This window comes from Psychrobacter sp. bablab_jr014 (genome assembly GCF_016464015.1).
GTDB lineage: Bacteria > Pseudomonadota > Gammaproteobacteria > Pseudomonadales > Moraxellaceae > Psychrobacter.
The window spans coordinates 19,014-43,411 of sequence record NZ_JACDXT010000001.1 but is presented as its reverse complement, the minus strand read 5'-3'; the positions used below and the strand labels follow the sequence as shown (position 1 = coordinate 43,411).

Below are 24,398 nucleotides of genomic sequence, written 5' to 3'. Positions count from 1 at the left end.
CTCCTTATGCGGCGCTGGTTGCAGTATTGGTTTCAGACTCATTTTTTAGCGTCATTAGGCGCGCTACGTAGTGAGGGCCACCTGCTTTTGGACCTGTACCAGACAGACCACAACCACCAAATGGCTGTACGTTAACAATCGCACCAATCTGGTTACGGTTCACGTAAGTGTTACCAACACGTACACGGCTTTCGATACGCTCTGCTAAATGCTCAATACGGCTATGGATACCTAGTGTCAAACCAAAGCCTGTCGCATTGATAGAATCAATCAATTGATCCAAATCGCGTGCTTGGTAGCGTAAGACGTGTAAGATTGGGCCGAAGTGCTCACCACCAATCACATCGATGTTTTGTACTTCAATCGCAGTTGGCAATACAAACGTGGTGTCTTGACCTACATTTGAGCTGCCGCTCACTGGCGTTTGGCTAATGATGGTCGTCGTTGACTCGTCACGCATACGCTCGATATGCGCATTCAAGCCACTTTGTGCGTCTTCATCAATCACAGGACCCACATCGGTTGAAATCTCTAGTGGATTACCAACGATAAGCTCAGACATGTGACCTTTTAACAGCTCGATCATCTCATCAGCGACTTCTTCTTGCACACACAAGATACGACAGGCTGAACAGCGCTGACCAGCTGAACCAAAGGCAGACATGACTGCATCACGTACGACCTGCTCTGGCAATGCGGTTGAGTCCGCAATCATTGCATTCTGACCGCCAGTTTCTGCGATCAAGATTGGCAATTCACGACCTGCATAGTCTTTACTGTTTAGGCTTTCGTTAATGCGCTGCGCTGTTTGCGTTGAACCTGTGAAAATAACGCCTGCTAGGTTGTCCGCTGTGGTCAATGCCGCACCGACTTCACCTGCGCCTGTTACGAACTGTAGTGCGCCAGCAGGAACGCCTGCTTGGTACATCAGCTGCGCGGCAAAGTGTGCAATCAAGCTGGTTTGTTCAGCAGGTTTGGCCACTACGGTGTTACCCGCAGCTAATGCTGCAACAATCTGACCGGTATAAATTGCCAATGGGAAATTCCATGGGCTGATACAGACAAACGTACCACGTGCGCGGTAAACTTGGCGCATTTGGTTGCCATTTAGATCGGTAAAGCTGTATGCCTTGTCTTCTAAACGCTCCGCTTCATTGGCATAAAAGCGGCAGAAGTCAACGGCTTCACGTACTTCATCGATACTGTCTTGCGTGGTTTTGCCCGCTTCCACTTGGCACAGTGCCATGAATTCAGCGTAGTTGTCTTCTAGTAAATCAGCGATTTTGCGTAGGATGTCTGCACGCTTGCTCGCTGGGAACGCTTGCCACTCTGCTTGACCGTCGATGGCTGCTTGTACCGCTTGTTTGGCAACATCGGCATTAGCAAAGGTCACAGTGCCTGCTTGGACATCACGATTCCATGGTGCGCGAACAGCATGTACAGGCAGATCAGCAATCTCAAGACTGTCGCCATTGATGATGGGTTTTGCGTGCCACTGCTTGTCTACATGGCTGTGGATAGCGTCTTTAAACGGATGCCATTGTGACTCAACAAAGATGTTCGGGCCAAAACCAGCACGGCGATCGCCATAGATGTCGAGCGGCATCACGATGCTTTGGTTGCGCAAGGTCGCATTCGCAGTCAGCTTGTCGTACGGATGCACGGTTAGCTTGTCGATTGGGTACGACTTGTCTAATAGCTGGTGAACGAATGAGCTGTTGGCACCGTTTTCTAGCAGACGACGTACCAAGTAGGGTAGCAAGTCTTTGTGCGCGCCAACGGGTGCGTAGATACGTACAGGGATGTTATACGCTTGCAAGATATGATCGTATAGCGCATCGCCCATACCGTGTAGACGCTGGAACTCAAACTCTTTGTGCGTACTCATGGTCATCACAGATGCCAAGGTGTGCGCGTTATGTGTTGCAAACTGTGGCCAAATCAAGCCGCGTAAGTGGTCAGATAACAAGAAGCGTGCACACGCCAGATACGCCGTGTCCGTACCTTCCTTACGTGTCCAAACAGGATAGCCAACCAAGCCTTTTTGCTGCGCAAGCTTGATTTCATAGTCCCAGTAAGCCCCTTTAACCAGACGTACAGGGATACGGTCGCCTTCTTCTTTAGCCAAACGAGCCAGCCATGCAAATACCGCGATAGCGCGTTTTGAGTAGCCCTGAACAACCAGACCCAGACCATCCCAACCTTTGGTTAATGGGTCACGGTAGAGTGATTCGAACAGTTTTAGCGAAATCTCTAGACGGTCTGCTTCTTCAGCATCAATGCTGATATCCACACCGACTTCACGAGCTGCTTCGATAAGTAGCAAACAGCGCTGACGTAGCAAGCCAAGTACTTGTGCTTCTTGCGTCGCTTCATAACGTGGATGCAATGCAGACAGCTTAATAGATACTGATGGCTTTGGCATGCCCTCTTTTACTTTGACATTTGCTGTCGCTTTAATCGCGTGCAAGTACGAGTTGAAATACTTTTCAGCATCTTTGTTCGTGATTGCCGCTTCGCCCAGCATATCGAATGAGTACGTGTAGCCTTTATTACGGTAAGGCTGGCTGTTGCGGTTCGCGCTCTCGATGGTCTCACCAAGTACGAACTGGTGACCCATGATACGCATGGCCTTTTGCATGGCGCTACGAATCATTGGCTCGCCCATTTTCTTGGTCATACGATCCAAGAAACCTGAAGCGGTGGTTTTGTGGTCGATGCTGACCACACGGCCTGTCATCATCAGACCCCATGTAGAGGCATTGACAATCAAACCATTGTCGTCTTTTAAATGTTTTTTCCAGTCTGCCACACTCATTTTGTCGCGGATGAGCGCATCAGCAGTATAGTTGTCAGGCACACGGATCAAGGCTTCTGCCAAGCTCATGAGCAAGATACCTTCTTGGGTATCTAGGCTGTACTCAAGCAGTAGTGAGTCAACCATCTTGACCGCTTTATTGTTGTTACGTACATGCTCAACCAACTTGCGAGTCTGTTCAGCAGCGCCTTGACGCTCTTGATCGGTTGGCTTTGCTAAAGGCAATAGCTCGCCGAGCCAGCGCTCTTCTGGGGCACAGTACAAAGGTGAAATATAAGAATACAACGCCGCCGACGATTGTTCGAGATGCTGTGGGTTTAGCAGCTCTGTCGGTGAAAATAAAATGGGCTCTTTTGGTGTAAATTTGTCTATTGGGTTCATACCAACTCCACAACTATCGTTTAGAAAAACATAATAGATGAGGCGAGACGACCTTATTTGTTACAACCACTTGGACTAATTTTTTGGAATAGCAGGCAGGTGACCGAATCATTAGTAACAATGAAGCGTCAAACTGGACCAACCTAAATTTAGAAAACAAACGATTGTATCGACTAACATAAGGTCTAACAACGCCATCACAAAACGAGTAAATCCAGCATACACTGAAAACAGTTAAGTATGTCGTCGAACGTTAGACGTACTACGCTAACAATACGAAGGCAACAATGAACAGTTAAGCGGCATTAGTGCCTTCTTCTCGTTCGTAGTGAAAGGAGGGGGAGAGACAGCAGTCTGATGAGCATCAGTGCTTGGAGTGTCCTCCGTGACAAGCTTAATTCACTATAAGAAAAACCTCTACGGCGTTGATTGAGGTGATGCGCTTAACTTGGCTATACTAGCACAAACTTTTTTTTAAAACCTAAATGAATTATAGGCTTAAGTAAAACTCTCCTTTAATCTTATACCACCTAGCTGCACAGACGTCAAACCACAGTATTTTTCTTCCTCTATAAACCATCTTAAGGCAAGATATACCAGCGCTGTGCAGCGTTATGACCCACAGCGAGGACTTAACAAAGTCGCCGCTGCGTTCAGAGCTGTAAAATACACAAAAATAACAAAGAATGCCACCTTTTAGACAACTTTTTTTATAAAAAAACGCATAAATCTATAACAAAACGATTTTTATCAACAAAATTGCGGTCAATATCCATACTGGAATGGTAATTTCTGAAAATTTGCCTGTCATAAATTTAACGGCGGTAAAGGTAATAAAACCGAGCGCAATACCATCAGCGATAGAGTATGTCAGCGGGGTCAGCATGAGTACCACAGCAACGGGCGCGGCCTCAGTCAAATCTTCCCAGTTGATGTCTTTTAGAGTAAATAGCATCAACACCGACACATAAAATATCGCACCTGCGGTAGCGTACGCAGGAATCATGCCTGCCAGCGGCGCAAAAAAGATACTGAGTAAGAACATCATGCCGACCGTGACCGCCATCAGACCTGTACGTCCACCTGACGCCACGCCTGAGGCACTTTCAATATAGCTGGTGGTCGAGGATGTACCAAGCACAGCGCCTGTCACCGTTGCGGTAGAGTCGGCAAGTAGCGCTTTGTCCATATTTGGAATGTTGCCGTCTTTATCAAGTAACCCCGCTTTGCTCGCGATACCCACAAGGCTGCCTGTGGTATCGAACAAATCAACAAACAAGAACGCAAAAATAACGCTAATCATGCCAATATCAAACGCACCGCGAATGTCGAGCTGCATGAATGTCGGTGCTACTGAAGGCGGCGCACTGATGATGCCACTGTACTCTGTCTGCCCTGCCAGTAAGCTAATCACGGTGATGGCTAAGATACCAATCGTCACTGCACCTGAGACTTGCTTATACACCAAGCCAATAATAATAAAGAAGCCCAATGCCGCCATCATGGGTGCAAAGCTGCTCATATCCCCAAGCGTGACCAAGGTTGCCTGCTGCGCGACAATGATGCCTGAGCTTTGTAGCGCAATAAAACCCAAGAACGCGCCAATACCTGCCACGATGCCTTGTTTTAGACACATGGGAATGGCATTAATCACCCACTCACGGATTTTAAATAGGCTTAAAATAATAAACAAACAGCCTGATAAGAAGACTGCGCCCAGTGCCGTTTGCCAGCTGTAGCCCATACCAAGCACGACACCATAGGTAAAAAAGGCATTCAAGCCCATGCCAGGTGCCAAGGCTACGGGCAATCTGGCATACAGACCCATAATAAAACAGCCCACAGCAGCGGCAAGACACGTGGCGACGAATACCGCGCCTTTATCCATGCCTGCTTCTGAAAGCACATTGGGGTTTACGAAAATGATGTAGGCCATCGTCAAAAAAGTGGTAATACCTGCGATAATTTCAGTCTTTATCGTGGTGTTTTGACCATTGATGCCAAAATAACGTTCAATTGCGTTCATAAATGTCGCGCCCAGCTCGTTTATCCGTCGAGATAAATTGGTTTATGCCAAAGAGTATGCTATTGATAGAGATACATCCTAAGCCATCAATACATCGCATCTGTAGGCAGATTTAACAAAACGTAACATTTTAGAGAAGCGGCTTCATGAATTCAATCGCTATCGATGTCTGATGCGTATAAATCGGTATCATAGCGCGATATGAAATCGTACTTTATAGATATATTATCTTTACGGTTTTTGCTATTATCGCGCTCTATTGGCTATGCTGTCTGACATGGCTTATTAAGCACTTATAAAAGCATGAGTACTTGGCGATGTTGACGAGCTATTTTTGATTTACTTTGTTGCTGTCTTTTATGATTAAGCGCTGCGTGTTTATGCTCTACATATAGCCGTGTCTTTTGGTATGTGATACGGATATATAGTTAGTAGTCATAAAGCGCTATTTTGCGAGTGGTACTCTTGTGTACCTGTATTGACCTTATTATTCGTGAGTCTATGACATGCCTGAATCGTTAAATATCATTGACCTTATTATGCAAGCCAGCTTGCTCGTGCAGATGGTTATGGGGCTGCTGTTATTCGCCTCATTATTAAGCTGGGTACTGATTTTTCAATTGAGCAGCCGTTTGGGCACAGCCAAGCGCTATGACGCGCAATTTGAGACATGGTTTTGGTCAGGCGAAGACTTGGCAAAGCTGTATCAAGGCATTCAAGGCTCGCCTGACCGTCAGGGGCTTGAGCAAATTTTTTACGTTGGTTTTTCTGAATACCTGCGTATGCATAAAAAACGCCAGCCCAAAGACGACATCATCGATGGCGTAGAGCGCAAATTGCGCGTGGGGCTTGGACGTCAGCAGCAGCTGTTAGAATCAGGCATTGCAGTACTTGCCAGTATTGGCTCGGTCGCACCATACGTCGGTCTGTTCGGTACGGTTTGGGGCATTATGAATGCCTTTTTGGGCTTGTCTCAAACAGAGCAAGCGTCACTTGCCGCCGTCGCGCCTGGTATTGCCGAAGCCTTGATTGCTACAGCAATGGGCTTATTCGCCGCCATTCCTGCGGTACTCGCATACAACCACTTTACCGCCAAGTCCGCCCTCCTCTATGACGCACGCGCCCTATTTTGCGACGAGATGACAGGCATGCTCCAGCGTGAGACGCAAACCGATACCATCCCAACGCCTACGCCTGCCGCCACGCCGATGCAAGGACAACGGTTATGAAACCGAGTCCCTTTGCCCGCCGCAAAACGGCTTTAAACGCCCAGATGAACGTCGTGCCCTATATCGACGTCATGCTCGTGTTGTTGGTGATTTTTATGGTAACCACGCCAATGCTAACGACAGGCGTGGATGTGGATTTGCCCAAAGAGCAAACCAATACGCTAAGCCAGCAGCAGCTGCCTGTGATTGTCTCGCTAACGGACAGTAACGAGCTGTATATCAGCTATGAAAGCAATGTCGATATGCCGATTACGGAAGCTGAGCTGATTAATATCCTCTCTAACATCCAAACCCAAAATGAAAATGCGGGTGAGCCGCCCGTACAGGTGATGATTAACGCCGATCAAAACAATCAATACGGTTCCATCATGTCACTTATGGCAAAATTACAACAAGCAGGCGTGCAAAAGGTCGGTCTCTTGACTGGCAAGCCACTGCCCATGCATCAGTAGCATTTTATCGATTAATGTGATGATACCTCCCATGAATACAGCTCCCAGCGTTTTTGTTCCTGTTCAGCCAAAAGGTGACGGTCTGTCCGCGCCCACCTTGCTGAGTCTGCTTGCGCATGGCGTCATTTTGGGGCTGCTGATTTATAACTATCACGCCGATGATTTGACGCCTACTGGCAGCCTTGAAACCACCATGGTCTCCCCCGAGCAGCTCGCTGCTATTCAAGGGCAAGTGCTGGCCAATCGTGCTGCTGCTCAAGCGGCGGCGAGTAGCCAAAGCGATAACGCAATCAATAGCAGTGACGCGATGGCAGCGCCCAGTGATGGCAGTGATAATGTCAATACCAGCCCGCAGCGCCGTTCAGTATTTACCGAATCTAATGAGCCTGTGTATACCAGTAACAACCGCCCGTTACTTATGAGCGAAGAGCAGCAAGAGCAAATCCTCAAGGAGATGGAGGACTACGAGCGTGAAAGCGAAGCATGGGCGCGGGAAATGGACGCGCAAGCCAATCAGCGTATTGAAGAAGTGGATGACCAGCGCCAGCGTGATCAAGACGACCTACAACACCGACTCAAAGCATACCAAGACAGCTATGACAATCCGCCACCACGTATCGAAAGACCAAAAGCACCCGCGCGAAATAATAGCGATGGTTCAAGCTCAGGTAATTCACAGAGAAACTTTGATTTAGCCGATGGTACATCAACGGTACCCAATTCAGGCAGTCAAACCACAAGCCCGCGCACAGGAAATAGCAACAGTGCGGGTGGCAGTAGCGGCGCGAGCGATGCACAAATACTAGCTGCGATTCGTAAACAGTTTAAGGCATCTGAAGGTAGACCCGAGGATGTGATATTAACTATTACTGTTGATCCGAGTGGTCGAGTTATAAATGTAGAACCTGATAAAGATACAATATATAGCCGTGAGGCTGTCAGAGCAGCTAAAGCAGTCGGACGCTTTGACATTGACAACAGCAGCCCCAAATATCCTACTTTTACCATCACTTTTCGTGGTAGCAACTAACACGATTACGATGCATCTGTAATTCTCTTCGTTTACAGCGTGCCACTTGTATCCCCTTTGATATTGCATTACTTTATGACTATCAGGCGCGACTACCGCCTATAAGAATAAATACATAATGTTAGGAGTTTATATTTTGCCAGTAATTATTTATAAGTCCGCCTGCAAAAAAACTTCATTTGGTAAACTGCATCTATTGTCTTTGGTTGGTGCGGTAATGATGGTAAGTGCCATGCCTTATGCCAATGCTGCCCCTGAACCTTTAGTGTTTGATTACAAAGTGCCCAAACAAACCAATCAAATTGCCCTTGTGCCATTTGCAGGTGATACCGTCATCTCTCCTATGGCGGCAAAGGTGCTCAATTCCGATCTTAAGACCACCAGTCAAAACCTGCCTGAGCAGCCGCATACCAGCCGTGAGGTGGCAAGTAAACTACCACTGTGGCAAAGTACGGCCATTCCTTATGTCGTGGTCGGTAACACGCGCATGGCAGGTGGTGATGTGGTTATTGATTATGAAGTCGTTGACACGCAAACAGGGCGCGCGATAGAAGGCAAGCAAACACTTAATTCAAAACGTGATGCCAATAGTTTACGTTACGCTGCCGATGTGATTGCTGATAATGTCCGTCATTTAATCACAGGTGAGCCGCGCGATTATGCAGGACGTATCGCGTATATTGAAGAATCAGGTACAGGGGCGAAAAAGATTTCGCGCATCAAAGTCATGGATGCGACTGGCGAGAATGAACAAACCATTGCCGAAGTACAAGGCTCAATCTACTCGCCAGCATGGTCGGCGGATGGCGGACGTATCGCCTATGTGGTACAACGCGACAGATCCTATCCTGTGATTTATGTCCAAAGTATCAGTGGCGGCGCACAGCCTATCACTGCCAACTTGCGCGGCTCTAATATGAGTCCCTCTTTTTCACCTGATGGTGGACGCATTTTGTTCTCTAGCAGTCACGAAGGCGAGGATTATATCTACGAGATGAGTACTAGTGGCGGCGCGGCGCGCAGACTGACCAAAGGATTACAGCCGAGCTATGCGCCTGACGGTCAATCTTTTGCTTATGTCTATGACAACGGCAAAAACAATCAGCCGCGTATCTATCGTTATACCTTTGGCTCAGGCAGTGTGCAGCAAGTCTCAAAAGGTGGCTATGCCACCACGCCACACTTTAATAAAGACGGTACACAGATTGCTTATCTAAGTGGCCGCTCAGCGGCCGTGATGAATAGTAGTGGCGACAATGTTGCAAGTTTTGGGGGAATGGGACTGGACGAAGCGCCGACGTTTTCACCCAGTGGCAAGCGTGTGGTTCTGGCGACTAAGGAAGGCAGTAAAGGCACACTGACCATCAAATCTTTAGATGGCAGCAATACCGTCACCAAAATAGGTAACGGCACTATCCGCTCACCCGTATGGTCAGCACCTGTAAAATAATAAACCATTTGCCGTTATTTGGTTCATTTAACTGTTTGCTGCTGTAATGACGCTTTTTTATTATTAAACCATCAGTGCCTTACAAATAAGATAAGGCACTTTTTTATTATCAAAGTGACGCACAATACGTTATTTTTGCTTAGGCTATTTTATAGCTGTATACGATGTTGTGCCCTTATCGAGATATGCATCATTATGATGACCCATATTATTTCTGCGACGACCGCGCTGCTTTTTACATTGCTGCTGACAGGCTGTCAGAGCATACAGTTCGTTGATAGCCCTATTCCTGTCACCACCTTGCAGCAGGCCGCTACGCACAGTCATTAACACAGACATCACTGGTGTGCGTATAAAAAAACAGCGCAACATTGGCGCTGTTTTTTTTAAATAAAGAATGACGCTACTCGGCAGCTGGTGCATGTTTGATAATAGTCTTAGCCAAATGCTCACCGAACCAAATGGCGGTATCGATATCGCCTTTACATGGCGTTTCTTCAGGCGGTGCATCAACAGACTGCGTCATTAAGCCTAAAAATCCAGACAGACGGTTCAAATCGGTTTCACTATGTCCTGTCGGCATCAGCGGCAAACCCAGCCAGTGCATCCCGTGCTGCATGGCATAAAGGCATATTTGTTGCAATACCGCCAACTTATCGCCGCTGAGTCCGCCTGAATTGGCAAAGCCTGCCGCCCACTTACCTTCCCATTTGCGGTGATACCAACGCTGTGAAGTCTCATCCATAAAGGTTTTAAATTCGGCGGTCACGCTACCCATATAGACCGCACTGCCAAACACCAAAATATCAGCAGCATCAATAAAATCCCAATCGGCATCGTGAATATCTATTGCTTTGACTTGCTCGGCGGATAGCTGCTGGCGCGCACCGTCAGCGATAGCGATGGCAACGCGGCGGGTGTGACCATAGTTGCTATGGTAAATCACAGCCATAGACAAATCTTGGGTCGATGCTTGCGGGGTCTTTAGGATCGTCATACACGCTCTAATGTCAAATAATCAGTGAATTAAATAAGGATAAATAAAAAATAAAAACCGCTACAAACGATGCTAAGCCAAACGCACAATAATCATTGCCATACGTCCTGTCGCAGGCTGCCCTAAATGCGTTTGCCGACGATAGGAATAATAATCTGCATTGGCATAACTGCACGCTACAGGCATGGGATGTTGTACGTGCGCGCCTGCGTGTATCAATTGGTCAAAGGCAAGCTGCGGCAAATTGATATGGCACTTATCTGTATCCATCGTTTTGGCGTCACTATAACGCTGTATAAAGTCCGCTTCGCTCATGTCAGAGATGCTGTGCGCCGCTTGGCAACCTGCATACAGCTTATGCGCCATTGCCATGCCGACTTCATAATTATCTTGGCTGATGCTTGCCCCTATCCATGCAGAAATAGGCGCAGTGCTGTCAAATTGAGCGACTGTCTTAGCAATAATACCATTTGCCAACCCTTGCCAGCCTGCATGAATCGCGGCTATTTTTCCTGTCGTTGGCTGGTACAGGGTCACAGGCACGCAATCAGCAGTCATAATCGCTAATGCTTGTCCTGCGCGGCTACTTATCATCGCATCGGCAGCAGGTGCTTGCAAACTCGGAGCAGCGTCCGCGTCATAAATGGTATCGCCATGCACTTGGCTAAGCCATTGTATTTTGGTAATGGGCTGTGCGTTTGTGTCATGTCTGCTTATATTTTGGTTTAGCATGGCAAGCAGTTGCATACGGCGCGCACGGACAGCGGCAGCGTCATCACCCACATGCAGCCCCAAGTTAAAGGCTTCATAGCTGGGTGTATTGGGCGTGGTGGTGATATCGGTATCTGTCGTCAGCCCTGTGGTGGTCTGTAATACTAGTAACGTTTCACTCTGTGCCAAGCGCTGTAACGGCGCGCGATTTTGCATGATTTATCTCTCAGTCAAGCCATCGTCCAGCGCATCAATCAGCGCCAGCATGTCTTCAGGCAGTGGTGCAGTGACCTCAATATCTTGCCCCGTCACAGGATGTACAAAACCAAGCGCGTAAGCGTGCAGCGCCTGACGCGGAAAGCGCTGAATTGTCTGCCGCTGCACTTCACTCAAGCCTGAGCGCAGCTGACGACGACCGCCATACATACGGTCACCCACCAGTGGATGCCCGATATGGCTCATGTGTACACGAATCTGATGCGTGCGTCCTGTCTCTAGCCCAACATCCACAAGGCAGTAGTTTTCATTCAGCGGTGTAATGTCCATCAAGTGCGTGACCGCGTCACGACCTGCGGTCATCACCGTCATTTTGGTACGCTGGGTTCGATGACGGCCAATCGGCGCATCAATTACCCGATGACGCATGAGGCTTGCCGCATCGCCCGCGACCACACATTGATAATGACGGTACACAGATTTGTCTTTTAGCTGCTCCATCAGTGCCATTTGTGCAGGCTTGGTTTTGCCGATCAGCAATAGCCCTGAGGTGTCTTTATCAATACGGTGCACAAGGCCTGCACGTGGCAAATGGTGCTGCGCAGGATAATGGTACAGCAAGGCATTGACCAATGTTCCCGTTGGGTTACCCGCGCCTGGATGCACGACCATGCCGACAGGTTTATTAATCACCAATACCGCATCGTCTTCATAGACCACATCGATATCGATATCTTCGGGCAAATCTGCGCCATGCTGCTCAAGCGTGGTACTAAGATGCAGCTCATCACCTGCCTGCACGCGGTATTTGGGTTTTTGCGTTGTCCCATTGCACACAAGGCTACCATCGCTCAGCCAGCCTTGCAGCTGTGCGCGCGAAAAATCGCTCAACGCCAATGATGCGACCTTATCAATGCGCAGTCCAGATTGATTCTCAGTGACCGTATGACGAATATCAACAACATCAGAAGCAGGCGTATCTAAATCTTGTGCTTCGTCTTCATTGTCATCATCGAGTGCTTCGGTATCGTCATCAAACAGTGGCTCATCAAGCATGTCATTATCGACATCAAAGTCATTATCGGTCTTAAAATCGGTATCTTTGGTTGCAGGTTGTGAAATCGGTGTGGTCATAGCATCATCAATTCGGGTTGGTCGATTAGGATGGGCAGCATCGGGTTGGTCGATTAGGATGGGCAGCATCAGTGCGCCATCACTTGAATAACCGCATAGTGTATCATGCCTCTCTTCACTACCCTATCAATAAGTGCGCCAATTGCACATACAAAAACTCTCTACAATGTCACATCCAAGTAATTTACTGTATCTGCAAGGCAGGTTTGATGATTTCTACTCGCGTCTTTACAGACTCGTGCTAAACTGTGCCTCGGTCTGTGTCGAATACGGGCATTATTGCGTAGCATATACATTAATAATAATGATGACTGGCTCGGCACACGAGAAATAACGATGACACTCACTGACTCTATGGACTGCCCAACTGCGGCAAGGATAGTCAGAGCTTTCAATAATCTTTGAATAACAAATCACGGTTATTGTTTTTTATTAATCTGTATATGGCATATAGCGCTGCTATGATGCGTTTGGTACTGGAGAGGAATATGCGCCCTGCTGGCAACACGTTTATCAAAATATCATCAATAACCTTGCTTGCGCTCAGCGTCAATTTGGTCGGCTGTCAGACCTTCAAGAACTTAACAGGCAAAAATGATGATGCCATCGTCACCGCCGAAAAGTCAGAACAAAGCTACTACCGCGATGCGGTGACCAGCCTTGATAAAGAGCATTTTAACGCCGCTATCGAAGACTTGACGAATCTACGCACCTTTTATCCAACAGGCCAATATGCTGAGCAAGCTCTGCTTGACACCATGTACGCGCAGTACGAAAACGGCAAATACGAAGACGCCGCCGCCAGTGCCGAGCAGTTTATACGCCTATATCCATCAAACCCACAAATCAGCTACGCCTATTACGTGCGCGGCGTGGCCAATATGGAAGGCAGCTCAGACGGTCTTAATCTATTTAACTTAAACCAAGCTGAGCGTGACACCGCATACTTGCGCCTTGCCTTTGCTAACTTTCAGGAGCTGATCAGTAAATACCCAAACAGCCCCTATACACCTGACGCCGCGCAGCGCATGACTTTTATTTACAACCAGTTTGCCGAAAGTGAGTTGACTGCTGCCAAATGGTATATCGAGCGTGAGGCCTATGTGGCTGCTGCCAATCGTGCTAAGTGGGTCTTTCAGTACTACCCACAGAGCCAATCTGTACCAGAAGCCATTGCTATTTTGGCGTACAGTCATGAACAGCTTGGCTTAACGGAGCTGGCTAATGAATACCGCACACTATTACAAATCAACTATCCTGAATGGTTGACCAATGATGGACAAGTCAAGGTATCCACCAAACGTGCGCGCTCATGGCTGAACAAAGTCACTTTTGGTAAATTGGGTCGCTCAGGGATGGATGCCAGCGCTACGGCAACGGGTGACTATACAGGGGCAACACGCACACAAATGATTCGCAATGCAGCCCAGCTCAGACTACCAAGTGATGACGCCGCTACACAAAGCAGTATGAACCTACAAAATGGGGACGGTGTGAATGTTGGCTTAGACCTGCCTGACAATGCTACTGAACAAACGACCAGCCCAGCAAGTGCCATCCAAGCGGCGAAAGAAGCCAGTGCGGATAATCGCCCTACCAGTAATAGCCGCATCCGTTTTGCACCCAGTGACGACATGATAGATGATGATTAAACCTCGGTAAAACCCATTATCGTGTTATACTACAAGGTCAACTTTTTTCACGGTTGACCTTTTTTATCGCTCAGTTTTCGTCCTTTTTGATAGGTGGTGCTGTCTTATTGTGTATCGATAGCGGTATTATTGCGCCCTATGACGTGATAATGGTCACAGACATCTTGTGACTAATGCCTAAAAAAGCGACTAAAAGTAAGCGGTAAATAAGTCTTTGTGCTGATTATTTTTTTGATGGTAAGCTGGCTGATATGAGTATCCCCAATCATATTTTAGAACAACTAAACAGCCAAGCTGACCTCGTCAGTATTATTGGGCGGCACACCACGCTTAAACGCGCGGGCAATGAGTTTAAGGGCTGTTGCCCCTTTCATGGCGAAAAGTCCCCTTCCTTTTATGTCAATCCACAAAAAAACATTTATCACTGCTTTGGTTGCGGTGTGGGTGGCAATGCGATTGGTTTTCTACGTGATTATGAAAACCTAACCTTTATGGAAGCGGTTGACGAACTGTCACGCCAGACAGGCATTGAAGTGCCTAAAGACGAACAAAAAAACGTCAGTTACCAGCGCACGCCCATACAATCTGCACCCAAAGCGCCTATTCTTCCTACTCCTACCAGCGCGCCGCCAAACTATAGCGAGCAAGCGCCCGCTTTTTCTGTTCCTGACGCTGCACCTGAATATGAGACGCATGACAGCGGCTATCCTCATGATGCCGTGCCTATGGACGCGGCGCCTTATCCACCGATGATTGATGACAGCGACGCGGGCTATATCGATAATGGTATAGACAGCAGCTACGACGACATGGGCTATGATGTCAGTTTTGACAATGGCTTGCCCGCCGATATGTCGATGATGAATGGCGCGGAGACGGCGGCAGATGGCAACCTATACGAGCTACTCGAGCGTATTGCCGCGTTTTATCGGCAAAGCTTAACGAGCCACCCGCACGCGATGCATTATTTTCAAAGTCGCGGCATTACGGATGCCAGCCTTGACACCTTTATGCTGGGCTATGCGCCCTTTGGCTGGCAGCATTTAGAGCATGCCTTTCCGCAAGACATCGAGGGCTTACGCGCATTAGGTCTGGTGCGCCGTTCTGAATCGGGGCGCGATTATGACCTATTGCGTGACCGCGTGATTTTTCCCATTCGTGACAATCAAGGGCGGGTGATTGGCTTTGCTGGGCGCGCGCTGGACAATGAGGTTAAGCCCAAATATATTAACTCCTCAGACTCGCCTGTGTTTCATAAGCAGCACGTCCTCTATGGCTACTATGAGTCGCGCAAGCAGCGTGCGGACTCGTGGCTGGTCGTCGAAGGGTATATGGATGTGATTGCGCTGTATCAAGCGGGGATTTATGGCGCGGTCGCGTCAATGGGTACGGCGATTAACGAAAGCCAAATCTCGCGCTTGCTCACACTCAACCCTACGCTAACCTTATGTTTTGATGGTGATAGCGCGGGACAAAAGGCCGCATGGCGCACGCTTGAAGTCAGCTTGCCGATTCTTAGCGATGACAAAGAGCTACGCTTTTTGACTTTACCTGATGCGCACGACCCTGATACTTATATCAAGGCGCACAGTACTGAGGCAATGCGTGAGCAAATCCGTCATGCCGTGCCGTTATCGCAATACATTTATGCTTATTTAAGCGAGCGCTACGACTTAAGCCTTGTTGAAGGCAAAGCCAAACTGATGGCGCAGGTCAAAGCCTTGAGCGCCGCCCTGCCTAAAGGCAGCAGCTTTCGATATTTGCTCAACAATGACATTTATCAAAAGCTGGGCGGCAAGCGTAAACCGAGCATCACCGCCAAAGACGCACTGTTAGACTTTGACAGCGGCATGACCGTCAGTCAGCAGTTGCAGCTGTGCTTTTTGTATTGTCCGCACGCGCTACGCCACGATGTATTAACGCGCCTTTGGCAACAGGCGAGAATCAATGACGCACTGCCCCAGCATATTAAACAAAAAGCGCCTGCTGATGCCTTGCGTCCGCTGGCATGGGCAGATTTACAAGACCCAATGCTCTTTGAGGTGGTCAATACGGTACAGCGCTGCTTGCCGTTTTTACCAGCAGACACCAACGCGGGCGCGCATTTTATCTTGGCAAATCTAAGCGCCGACACGCAGGCGGTATTAAGCCGCAGTTGGGCAGAATTTTATCGCACCTTATCCAAGCATGAGGTGTCAAACTTTGATGATTTGATTGATAATCTGTTGACTCAAGTCTTAAACCGTCATTTGCAAAAAAAGACCCAAGCCTTAATCAGCAATCCCAATCCCGTGACCTTGGCGATTGTGCGTAAACAAAGCCAATGCCTAAACGACTGGCTGCGCGCCAAACAAGCTGAACAATCGGCGCAGATGAGCTGATGGCACATGAATAACGGTAATATCGACTTTTGTGGTTGCCTGCCTGTATAAGGATTTGGCCTACACGCAGGCTACCCCTTTAAATAAGCCAGCAACATCCCCACTATAAAGAGGAATGCACGCGGTCGGAACATCATGTGTAAATCACAGGGTCTGTGTTAAAATGCGCTGTTATGACGCGCGCTCAGCCTTTGGTCTGTTATCAAAGCCCTATTAATGTCCGTATTGCATGTCGTATTTTTGATGTTTTTGAGATGGCAACACAGCGCCATTGTATTGTAGTTTTTAAGCCTTTATATTTTATCAACTCATTTTTATGAGCACTGAGACGCGCCAAGGCTGGCCTTAACACATCGCAACCTGTTAAGCCGCATATTCTTATAAGCGCAGCAGTGTTATAATCATGCCTGATGCAAGCAAAGCGAGTATTTATGAAAGATAAGTCAGTTTCTCATCCTACCTCTCAGCTGGCCACCTTGATTCAAATGGGTAAAGAGCAAGGATACCTTACCTATGCTGAGGTAAACGACCAGCTGCCCGAATCCATCACCGAAAGCGACCAGATTGAAGACATCGTGCAGATGCTGACCGATGTGGGCATCAAAATCTTTGAAGCAGCGCCTGATGATGACGACATCTTAATGAATGACGACTCAAGCGATGACGATATGGCAGCCGATGAAGCGGCAGCGGTATTGGCATCGGTCGAGACGGAGCCTGGTCGCACCACTGACCCTGTGCGTATGTATATGCGCGAGATGGGTACGGTTGACCTACTGACTCGTGAAGGTGAGATTGCGATTGCCAAGCGTATTGAAGAAGGTATCCGTGACGTCCAGCACGCGATGGCATACTGGCCAGGTACGGTGCAATTGGTGCTTGATGAGTATCAGCGTGTACAAGAAGGCGAGAAAAAACTCTCTGACGTCATCACAGGCTTTTTGGATCCAGAAACAGGCGATGACGCTGCAGACGATACCGACGACAAAATGCCCGTTATCAAAGCTAAAAGTAATGGCAAAGCCGACCTTGATGATGAAGACGATGACGATATCGACGATGACGACATCGAAGATAACGATGACGATGCTGAAGAAGAAAGCAGCGGCCTTGACCCTGAAGAAGTACGCGCTCGTCTAGAAGAGATTGAAGCCCTATTCACGGCCGCCAAGCAAGCTTTGATTGATTATGGTCGTGGCAGCGTGCAAGCAGATGCCGCGTATGGGCTGCTTGCCAACCGCTTTATGATGCTCAAACTAAATAACCGCCTCTCTGACCAAGTCATGGCACTGATGCATGACGTGTACGATGATGTGCGCAAACACGAGCGTCAAATCATGCGTTTGGTTATCCGCCGTGGTCGTATGCCGCGCGCCGAGTTCCGTAAGACCTTCCCAAGTAACGAAGCCAACGTTGATTGGTTGACTGAGCGTCTAAAAGGCAAGCCTGCCTTTGCTGAAACGCTAGAAAAAGTGATTGATGACGTTATTATCTTACAGCGCAAAATCCGTGACTACGAGCAAAAGCTCGACATGGAAATCCACGACATGAAAGACGTCGCCCGCCGTATGGCAATCGGTGAAGCCAAAGCCCGCCGCGCCAAAAAAGAAATGGTCGAGGCAAACTTGCGTCTGGTGATTTCTATCGCGAAAAAATATACCAACCGTGGTCTACAGTTCTTGGATTTGATTCAAGAAGGTAACATTGGTTTGATGAAAGCGGTGGATAAATTTGAATACCGCCGTGGTTATAAGTTCTCAACCTATGCCACATGGTGGATTCGTCAGGCGATTACCCGCTCTATCGCTGACCAAGCGCGCACCATCCGTATCCCTGTACACATGATTGAGACGATTAACAAAATCAACCGCGTCTCACGTCAGCTGCTACAAGAAATGGGACGCGAACCAACGCCTGAGGAATTGGGCGAGCGTTTAGAGATGGACGAAGTCAAAGTCCGTAAAGTGCTCAAAATCGCCAAAGAGCCGATTTCAATGGAAACCCCTATTGGTGATGATGAAGACTCACACCTAGGCGACTTTATTGAGGACTCGACCATCTCAAGTCCTGTCGATGATGCCACCTCAGCGGGTCTGCGTGAAGCCACTCGCGACGTATTGGGCAACCTCACCGAACGTGAAGCGCGCGTACTAAAAATGCGCTTTGGTATCGACATGCCGACCGACCACACGTTAGAAGAAGTCGGCAAGCAATTTGATGTAACGCGTGAGCGTATCCGTCAGATTGAGGCAAAAGCCTTGCGTAAACTGCGTCACCCATCGCGCTCTGAGCACTTACGTTCTTTCTTAGAAAACGACTAGGACTTGCTTTGCGCTTTGATTAATAAATAACTGATAAAAAAGTCGAGCTGAGTCTCGGCTTTTTTTATGGCCTTTATTTAATAAAAGCGCAAAGCAATGAACCAGAGCGAGCGTTCAACCCTTCATTTGAAACAGCACTATAAAGTATATATATTCCGTATACGTTTCATATATTGGAAAACTTATGGGTATTGTAAAAATTGATGACACGCTGCACGAAGAGATTCGTAAAGCCAGCAGCGTTATGGTGCGCTCAATTAACGCACAGGCGGAATATTGGATAAAAATAGGCATGCTCGCCGAAGCCAACCCGCATCTGTCCTACACTGATATCATTAACGAGCAACTAAAACACGCCGATGTGAATGTAAGGAACTTAATTGATGGCTAATATCTCCTTAAAAACCCCAGAAGAGCTTGATTTGATGCGTGAATCTGGACGCTTACTGGCATCAGTTTTTGCTTATTTAGACCAGCACATCAGCGCAGGCATCACCACGATGGCGATTAATGACTTGGCGGAGCGCTACATCGTCGATGAGTTACAGTCACGACCTGCCAGCAAAGGTCAATACGACTATCAATATGTACTCAATAGTTCGGTCAATCAGGTGGTATGCCACGGCGTGCCCTCAGACACGCAGACGCTCAAATCAGGCGATATCGTCAATGTCGATATTACCTTAGAAAAAAATGGCTTTATCGCCGACTCCAGCAAAATGTATATGATTGGCGAGGTCATGCCGTTAGCTAAGCGCCTTGTGGACGAGACTTATGCCGCGATGTGGGCAGGTATCCGTGTGGTAAAAGCAGGCGCGACGCTCGGCGATGTCGGGCATGCCATCCAAAGCCACGCCGAAAAAAATGGCTACTCGGTTGTTCGGGAATACTGCGGACACGGCATCGGGCGCGAGATGCACGAGCAGCCCGAAGTGCTGCACTATGGACGCGCAGGCAAGGGCTTGGTGTTAGAAGAAGGCATGACCTTTACCATCGAGCCAATGATTAACCAAGGCAAGGCCAAAATCAAAATGAAAAAAGACGGCTGGACGGTGGTCACGGCGGACAAAAAACTCTCTGCCCAGTGGGAACACACCATCGCTGTGACGGCGGACGGCTATGAAGTGTTGACGCTGCGGGAAGAAGAAATGGTTTAATGCTAAATTTTTGAGTATATGTAGGCATACAAGAAGGGACAAGTTTAACAAGCGCTTGTCCCTTTTTATATTTCTGATGACCATTATATTGTTGGCTTATAAAAAATTGCTGCTATCATAGGGCGCGGTAATGTTCACACTCAGTAAGCGCATTGTCCGCTTTTATACCTGCCTGCACTAGGAAACGCTATGATTGTCCGCCAACAACCGCACCCATTAAGAATTTTCTTTACCTTACGCGGCTCAATTATTCCCAAAATCTATCCGCAGATTCTACTGGTCACGCTGCTGAGTTTAATCGTGACCATCATTCAGCATGAGTTGCCCAAATCCTTTCCCTATTACAGTACCGCGATGTTTACCTTATTGGGCATTGCGCTGTCATTGTTTTTGGGCTTTCGCAACAATGCCAGCTATCAGCGCTGGTGGGAAGCGCGCACACTATGGGGTCAGCTCGTTTACGATGCGCGTAGCTTTGCCCGTCAAGTCATCTCTTATATTGATAGCGATACCGAGGCAGGACAACACGCCCAGCGCACAATGATTCATCTGACCATTGCCTTTACCCATGCTGTGCGTCACCGTTTGCGTGGCACCGCACCGTGGACGGATATTGCGCCCTACATGACGCCTGAGCAGCTTACACAGCTACAAAATGTACGCAATGTCCCTGACGGCATCATGCGCATGCTTGGTAAAACGCTGGGCAATGTCCGCCGCCAACAAATGGTCTCTGAACAAATCATCCAAAATATGGATGAGCGCTTAAACTCGATGACCGTTGTGCTTGCTGCGTGTGAGCGCATCTTAAACACGCCGCTGCCCTTTGCCTATATGCTGCTCGTGCACCGCACCACTTATATTTATTGTATTATGCTGCCCTTTGGTTTGGTGGCGTCGATGGGCTGGACGACGCCGTTTGTCTGCGCGGTGATTGCCTATACGTTTTTTGGTTTGGACGCGCTGAGCGAAGAGCTTGAAGATCCCTTTGGTATGGCCGCCAATCAGTTGCCGTTGCTTGCCTTATCGCGCACGATTGAGGTCAATCTGTTAGAGGCCTTAAATGAGGGCCATGTACCACCCGATATCGCGCCTGTGAGTGGCTATTTGCCTTAGCCCTTCTAGTACTTAGCACTCAAGCACTCATTATGTGCGCTTGAATAATGCACAACGTGCCATTATAAACAAGGGCACTTACTACCCATTTTATTGATACCGTCAAAACAAGGCATTTATTATGAGTCAAAACAACGACAACAAAACCAATAAAGCGCTGAATATCAACGCGATTGGCGCAGCCAAAGGCATCCGCGGCAAAAAAACCGACATCCAAAATCCTGAGCTGTGGGATTTTCCGATGAACTATCCGATGAGCATCATCGGGCACGAAGGCGAGCACGACACGCTACTCAATGAGCTAAAGCTTATTTTGGGCGGCATGTTCCCTGAGTTTGATTTTGCTTCAATGGAAGTCAAACCCTCAAAAACCAACCGCTTTCATTCAGTACGCGTCAATCTGCACTTGACCTCAGCCGAACAGGTCAATGAATTGTATGCGGCACTTGATAACGCCAAAACGGTACGTATGGTGCTGTAACGCGCCTATCCTCTCTGCTGTTTTTATTGCCAGTTTTACCTAAGTTTTTATATAAGCACAATCGTCACGCGAATGGCTGGCGATTTGCTGCATTTTGCGCTACAATCAGCGCCCTTTGCGCTACTCACGCCTTTTGATAGCTCATTTAAGCAGGGCAAAAATAAGCACAAAAAAATTTAATTTTTTACAAAAACCGCTTAGCCCTTATGCGCTCTTTCATTGCGAAAAATCAAGCCAAATTTTTGGTACGTCCAACATATTATCTGGCTAAAATCAATCTAGTATTTTAAAAAAAATCCCGCTATATTGTGCCTACAAACAACAACGAACGCTATATATAGTATTTATTGTTCAAAAAACGAACAGTAGATAGCGGCTTTGTATTGCCTAAAATTCACGGCTATTTTTGCCTAACTATAGACAGCGTATGACTTTAGGCTGAGATGAATTATAGCCTCTCAGCACTTTTGCACCATCAATCCATGAGGACACCATGACACATATTGACAAGCTTCAAGTGACCAAACGTGACGGACGTCTAGAGCCGATTAATCTGGACAAAATCCATAAGGTAATCACGTGGGCAGCACATGATTTGGACAATGTGTCGGTGTCGCAAGTGGAGCTAAAGTCGCACATTCAGTTTTATGAAGGCATCAAGACTCGCGATATTCATGAGACCATCATCAAGTCTGCCGCTGACCTCATCTCTGAAAACACCCCAGACTATCAGTACTTAGCAGCGCGTTTGGCGATTTTTCATCTGCGTAAGATTGCGTATAACACCTTTACCCCGCCGCACCTGCTTGACCATGTGCAAACATTGACCGACGCGGGCAAGTATGACGAGCACATCCTCGCCGACTACAGCAAGGCTGAATTTGACGAGCTGGACGACTATATCGACCATTGGCGCGATATGAACCTTGCCTACGCTGCCGTTGAGCAAATGGCGGGCAAGTACCTTGTGCAAGACCGCGTGAGCAAAAAAGTCTTTGAAAGCCCGCAGTTCCTTTACATGCTGGTCGGTATGTGCCTGTTTTCAAACTACGACAAGGACACGCGCCTAGACTTCGTCAAGCGCTTTTATGACGCCGCGTCACAGTTCAAAATCTCACTGCCTACGCCCATCATGTCAGGCGTGCGTACGCCATCGCGCCAGTTCAGCTCGTGCGTCTTGATTGAGTGCGGCGACAGCCTTGACTCTATCAACGCCACCACCAGCGCCATCGTCCGCTATGTGTCTCAGCGCGCAGGCATCGGCATCAACGCAGGTCGCATCCGTGCATTGGGTAGCCCTATCCGTGGCGGCGAAGCGCAGCACACAGGCTGTATCCCGTTTTATAAATTGTTCCAAACGGCGGTCAAATGCTGTTCACAAGGCGGCGTACGTGGCGGCGCAGCGACCCTATTCTATCCGCTATGGCATTTAGAAGTTGAGTCGCTACTGGTGCTCAAAAACAACCGCGGCGTCGAAGACAACCGCGTGCGCCACATGGACTACGGCGTACAGATTAACAAAACGCTATACACGCGCCTGATTAAAGGACAAGCCATCAGCCTGTTCTCACCTTCAGACGTACCTGGTCTGTATGATGCATTCTTTGAAGATCAAGACAAATTCGAAGCGCTATACACTCAATATGAGCAAGACGAGAGCATCCGCAAGCGCCAAATCCCAGCCGCTGACCTATTCAGCCTGATGATGCAAGAGCGCGCGAGCACAGGTCGCATCTATATCCAAAACGTCGACCACTGCAACACGCACAGCCCTTTTGATGCCAAAGTTGCGCCGATTCGCCAGTCAAACCTGTGCATGGAAATCGCGCTACCGACCAGCCCGTTGGACAACATCAATGACGAAACAGGCGAGATTGCGCTCTGTACGCTGTCTGCTGTCAACCTTGGTAAAGTCGACAACGTGAGCGACATCGAAGAGCCAGCCGAGCTGATCGTCCGCGCCCTTGATGCTCTGCTTGACTATCAAGACTACCCTGTCGCCGCTGCCGAAAATGGCAGTATGCGCCGCCGCACGCTCGGTGTGGGCGTCATCAACTACGCCTACTACCTTGCCAAAAATGGCGCACGCTACTCGGACGACAGTGCGCTTGGACTCACGCACCAGACCTTTGAAGCGTTGCAATACTACTTGCTAAAAGCCTCAAACAAACTGGCACAAGAAAAAGGCGCGTGCCCTGCCTTTAACGAGACCACGTACTCGCAAGGCATCTTGCCGATTGACACCTATAAAAAGGATTTGGACGGCATCTGCCAAGAGCCGCTACATCTCGATTGGGAAGCGCTACGCAGCAGCATCACCGAACACGGTCTGCGCAACTCGACCCTATCGGCGCTGATGCCCTCTGAAACCTCAAGTCAGATTGCCAACGCGACCAATGGCATCGAGCCGCCACGCGGTCTGGTCTCTATCAAGGCATCAAAAGACGGCATCCTAAAACAAGTCGTGCCTGAGATTAACACGCTCAAGAACCAATACGAGCTACTGTGGCAAATGCCAAGCAATGACGGCTATCTAAAACTGGTCGCCATCATGCAAAAGTTTATCGACCAAAGCATCTCGGCGAACACCAACTACGACCCCGCCCGCTTTGAGGGTCAGCGCGTACCGATGAAAGTCTTGTTAAAAGATCTATTGACCGCGTATAAGCTGGGCGTAAAAACGCTGTACTACCACAATACCCGTGACGGCGCGAACGATGCCCAAGCGGATATGGAAGATGACGGCTGTGCTGGCGGCGCGTGTAAGTTGTAAATAAAAAAGCGAACTCGGCTGTGGGGCTGGGTTCGTTGTTTAAGAAGTTGTGTTTGGGAATTAAGAAAATAGC

At 48.3% G+C, this 24,398-nt stretch carries 18 protein-coding genes; 13 read left to right on the top strand and 5 right to left on the bottom strand.

All coding sequences use genetic code 11. The features are described 5' to 3' along the window. Positions 1-4 precede the first annotated feature (4 nt). Both putA and JIE71_RS00150 read right to left on the bottom strand, forming a co-directional pair. Positions 5-3,199 (bottom strand): bifunctional proline dehydrogenase/L-glutamate gamma-semialdehyde dehydrogenase PutA, encoded by a 3,195-nt coding sequence (gene putA / locus JIE71_RS00155; RefSeq protein WP_199506705.1) that lies wholly within the window; start codon positions 3,197-3,199, stop codon positions 5-7. 730 nt (positions 3,200-3,929) lie between these two features. Continuing rightward, entirely contained in the window at positions 3,930-5,225 is a 1,296-nt protein-coding gene (locus JIE71_RS00150) for an NCS2 family permease (RefSeq protein WP_199506704.1), read from the bottom strand. Positions 5,226-5,731: 506 nt separating this feature from the next. Here JIE71_RS00150 and tolQ point away from each other — a divergent pair. The 5 genes from tolQ (at position 5,732) to JIE71_RS12470 (ending at position 9,716) form a co-directional block, all read left to right on the top strand. Further along, a complete protein-coding gene (tolQ, locus tag JIE71_RS00145; protein WP_199506703.1) occupies positions 5,732-6,454 on the top strand; it encodes a protein TolQ in 723 nt (240 codons plus the stop codon). Beyond that, positions 6,451-6,906, top strand: coding sequence for a protein TolR (gene tolR, locus JIE71_RS00140; RefSeq protein ID WP_199506702.1), 456 nt, complete (start codon positions 6,451-6,453; stop codon positions 6,904-6,906). Before tolQ ends, tolR begins: the two co-directional genes overlap by 4 nt. A 31-nt stretch (positions 6,907-6,937) precedes the next feature. Next, complete coding sequence (locus JIE71_RS00135; protein ID WP_199506701.1) at positions 6,938-7,936, top strand: energy transducer TonB; 999 nt, start codon at positions 6,938-6,940, stop codon at positions 7,934-7,936. A gap of 136 nt (positions 7,937-8,072) precedes the next feature. Then, positions 8,073-9,386: a translocation protein TolB gene (locus tag JIE71_RS00130; protein ID WP_228284471.1), complete on the top strand. Its 1,314-nt coding sequence runs from the start codon at positions 8,073-8,075 to the stop codon at positions 9,384-9,386. 195 nt (positions 9,387-9,581) lie between these two features. Next, the gene (locus JIE71_RS12470) at positions 9,582-9,716 is read left to right on the top strand and encodes a hypothetical protein (RefSeq protein ID WP_266095936.1); all 135 of its coding nucleotides are present in this window, start codon (positions 9,582-9,584) and stop codon (positions 9,714-9,716) included. A 73-nt stretch (positions 9,717-9,789) separates the two neighbouring features. Here the strand turns inward: JIE71_RS12470 and JIE71_RS00125 are convergent, their stop codons facing one another. The 3 genes from JIE71_RS00125 to JIE71_RS00115 form a co-directional block, all read right to left on the bottom strand. Beyond that, the gene (locus tag JIE71_RS00125) at positions 9,790-10,383 is read right to left on the bottom strand and encodes a flavodoxin family protein (protein ID WP_199506700.1); all 594 of its coding nucleotides are present in this window, start codon (positions 10,381-10,383) and stop codon (positions 9,790-9,792) included. 72 nt (positions 10,384-10,455) lie between these two features. Then, complete coding sequence (locus JIE71_RS00120; protein WP_199506699.1) at positions 10,456-11,310, bottom strand: polyphenol oxidase family protein; 855 nt, start codon at positions 11,308-11,310, stop codon at positions 10,456-10,458. Positions 11,311-11,313: 3 nt separating this feature from the next. Then, positions 11,314-12,366, bottom strand: coding sequence for an RluA family pseudouridine synthase (locus JIE71_RS00115; protein ID WP_416231991.1), 1,053 nt, complete (start codon positions 12,364-12,366; stop codon positions 11,314-11,316). A 566-nt stretch (positions 12,367-12,932) separates the two neighbouring features. Here JIE71_RS00115 and JIE71_RS00110 point away from each other — a divergent pair. The 8 genes from JIE71_RS00110 (at position 12,933) to nrdA (ending at position 24,325) form a co-directional block, all read left to right on the top strand. Then, complete coding sequence (locus tag JIE71_RS00110) at positions 12,933-14,096, top strand: outer membrane protein assembly factor BamD (protein WP_199506783.1); 1,164 nt, start codon at positions 12,933-12,935, stop codon at positions 14,094-14,096. Positions 14,097-14,347: 251 nt separating this feature from the next. Then, a complete protein-coding gene (locus JIE71_RS00105) occupies positions 14,348-16,477 on the top strand; it encodes a DNA primase (protein WP_199506697.1) in 2,130 nt (709 codons plus the stop codon). Between the two features lie 431 nt (positions 16,478-16,908). Continuing rightward, positions 16,909-18,798: an RNA polymerase sigma factor RpoD gene (gene rpoD / locus JIE71_RS00100; RefSeq protein ID WP_199506696.1), complete on the top strand. Its 1,890-nt coding sequence runs from the start codon at positions 16,909-16,911 to the stop codon at positions 18,796-18,798. A 184-nt stretch (positions 18,799-18,982) separates the two neighbouring features. Further along, positions 18,983-19,189: a ParD-like family protein gene (locus tag JIE71_RS00095; protein WP_199506695.1), complete on the top strand. Its 207-nt coding sequence runs from the start codon at positions 18,983-18,985 to the stop codon at positions 19,187-19,189. After that, the gene (gene map, locus JIE71_RS00090; protein WP_199506694.1) at positions 19,182-19,955 is read left to right on the top strand and encodes a type I methionyl aminopeptidase; all 774 of its coding nucleotides are present in this window, start codon (positions 19,182-19,184) and stop codon (positions 19,953-19,955) included. Before JIE71_RS00095 ends, map begins: the two co-directional genes overlap by 8 nt. Positions 19,956-20,144: 189 nt before the next feature. Further along, the gene (locus JIE71_RS00085; RefSeq protein ID WP_199506693.1) at positions 20,145-21,071 is read left to right on the top strand and encodes a bestrophin family protein; all 927 of its coding nucleotides are present in this window, start codon (positions 20,145-20,147) and stop codon (positions 21,069-21,071) included. 121 nt (positions 21,072-21,192) lie between these two features. Then, on the top strand, positions 21,193-21,552 hold the full coding sequence (locus JIE71_RS00080) for a YbeD family protein (RefSeq protein WP_199506692.1): 360 nt from the start codon (positions 21,193-21,195) through the stop codon (positions 21,550-21,552). Between the two features lie 493 nt (positions 21,553-22,045). Beyond that, entirely contained in the window at positions 22,046-24,325 is a 2,280-nt protein-coding gene (nrdA, locus tag JIE71_RS00075; RefSeq protein WP_199506691.1) for a class 1a ribonucleoside-diphosphate reductase subunit alpha, read from the top strand. Positions 24,326-24,398 lie beyond the last annotated feature (73 nt).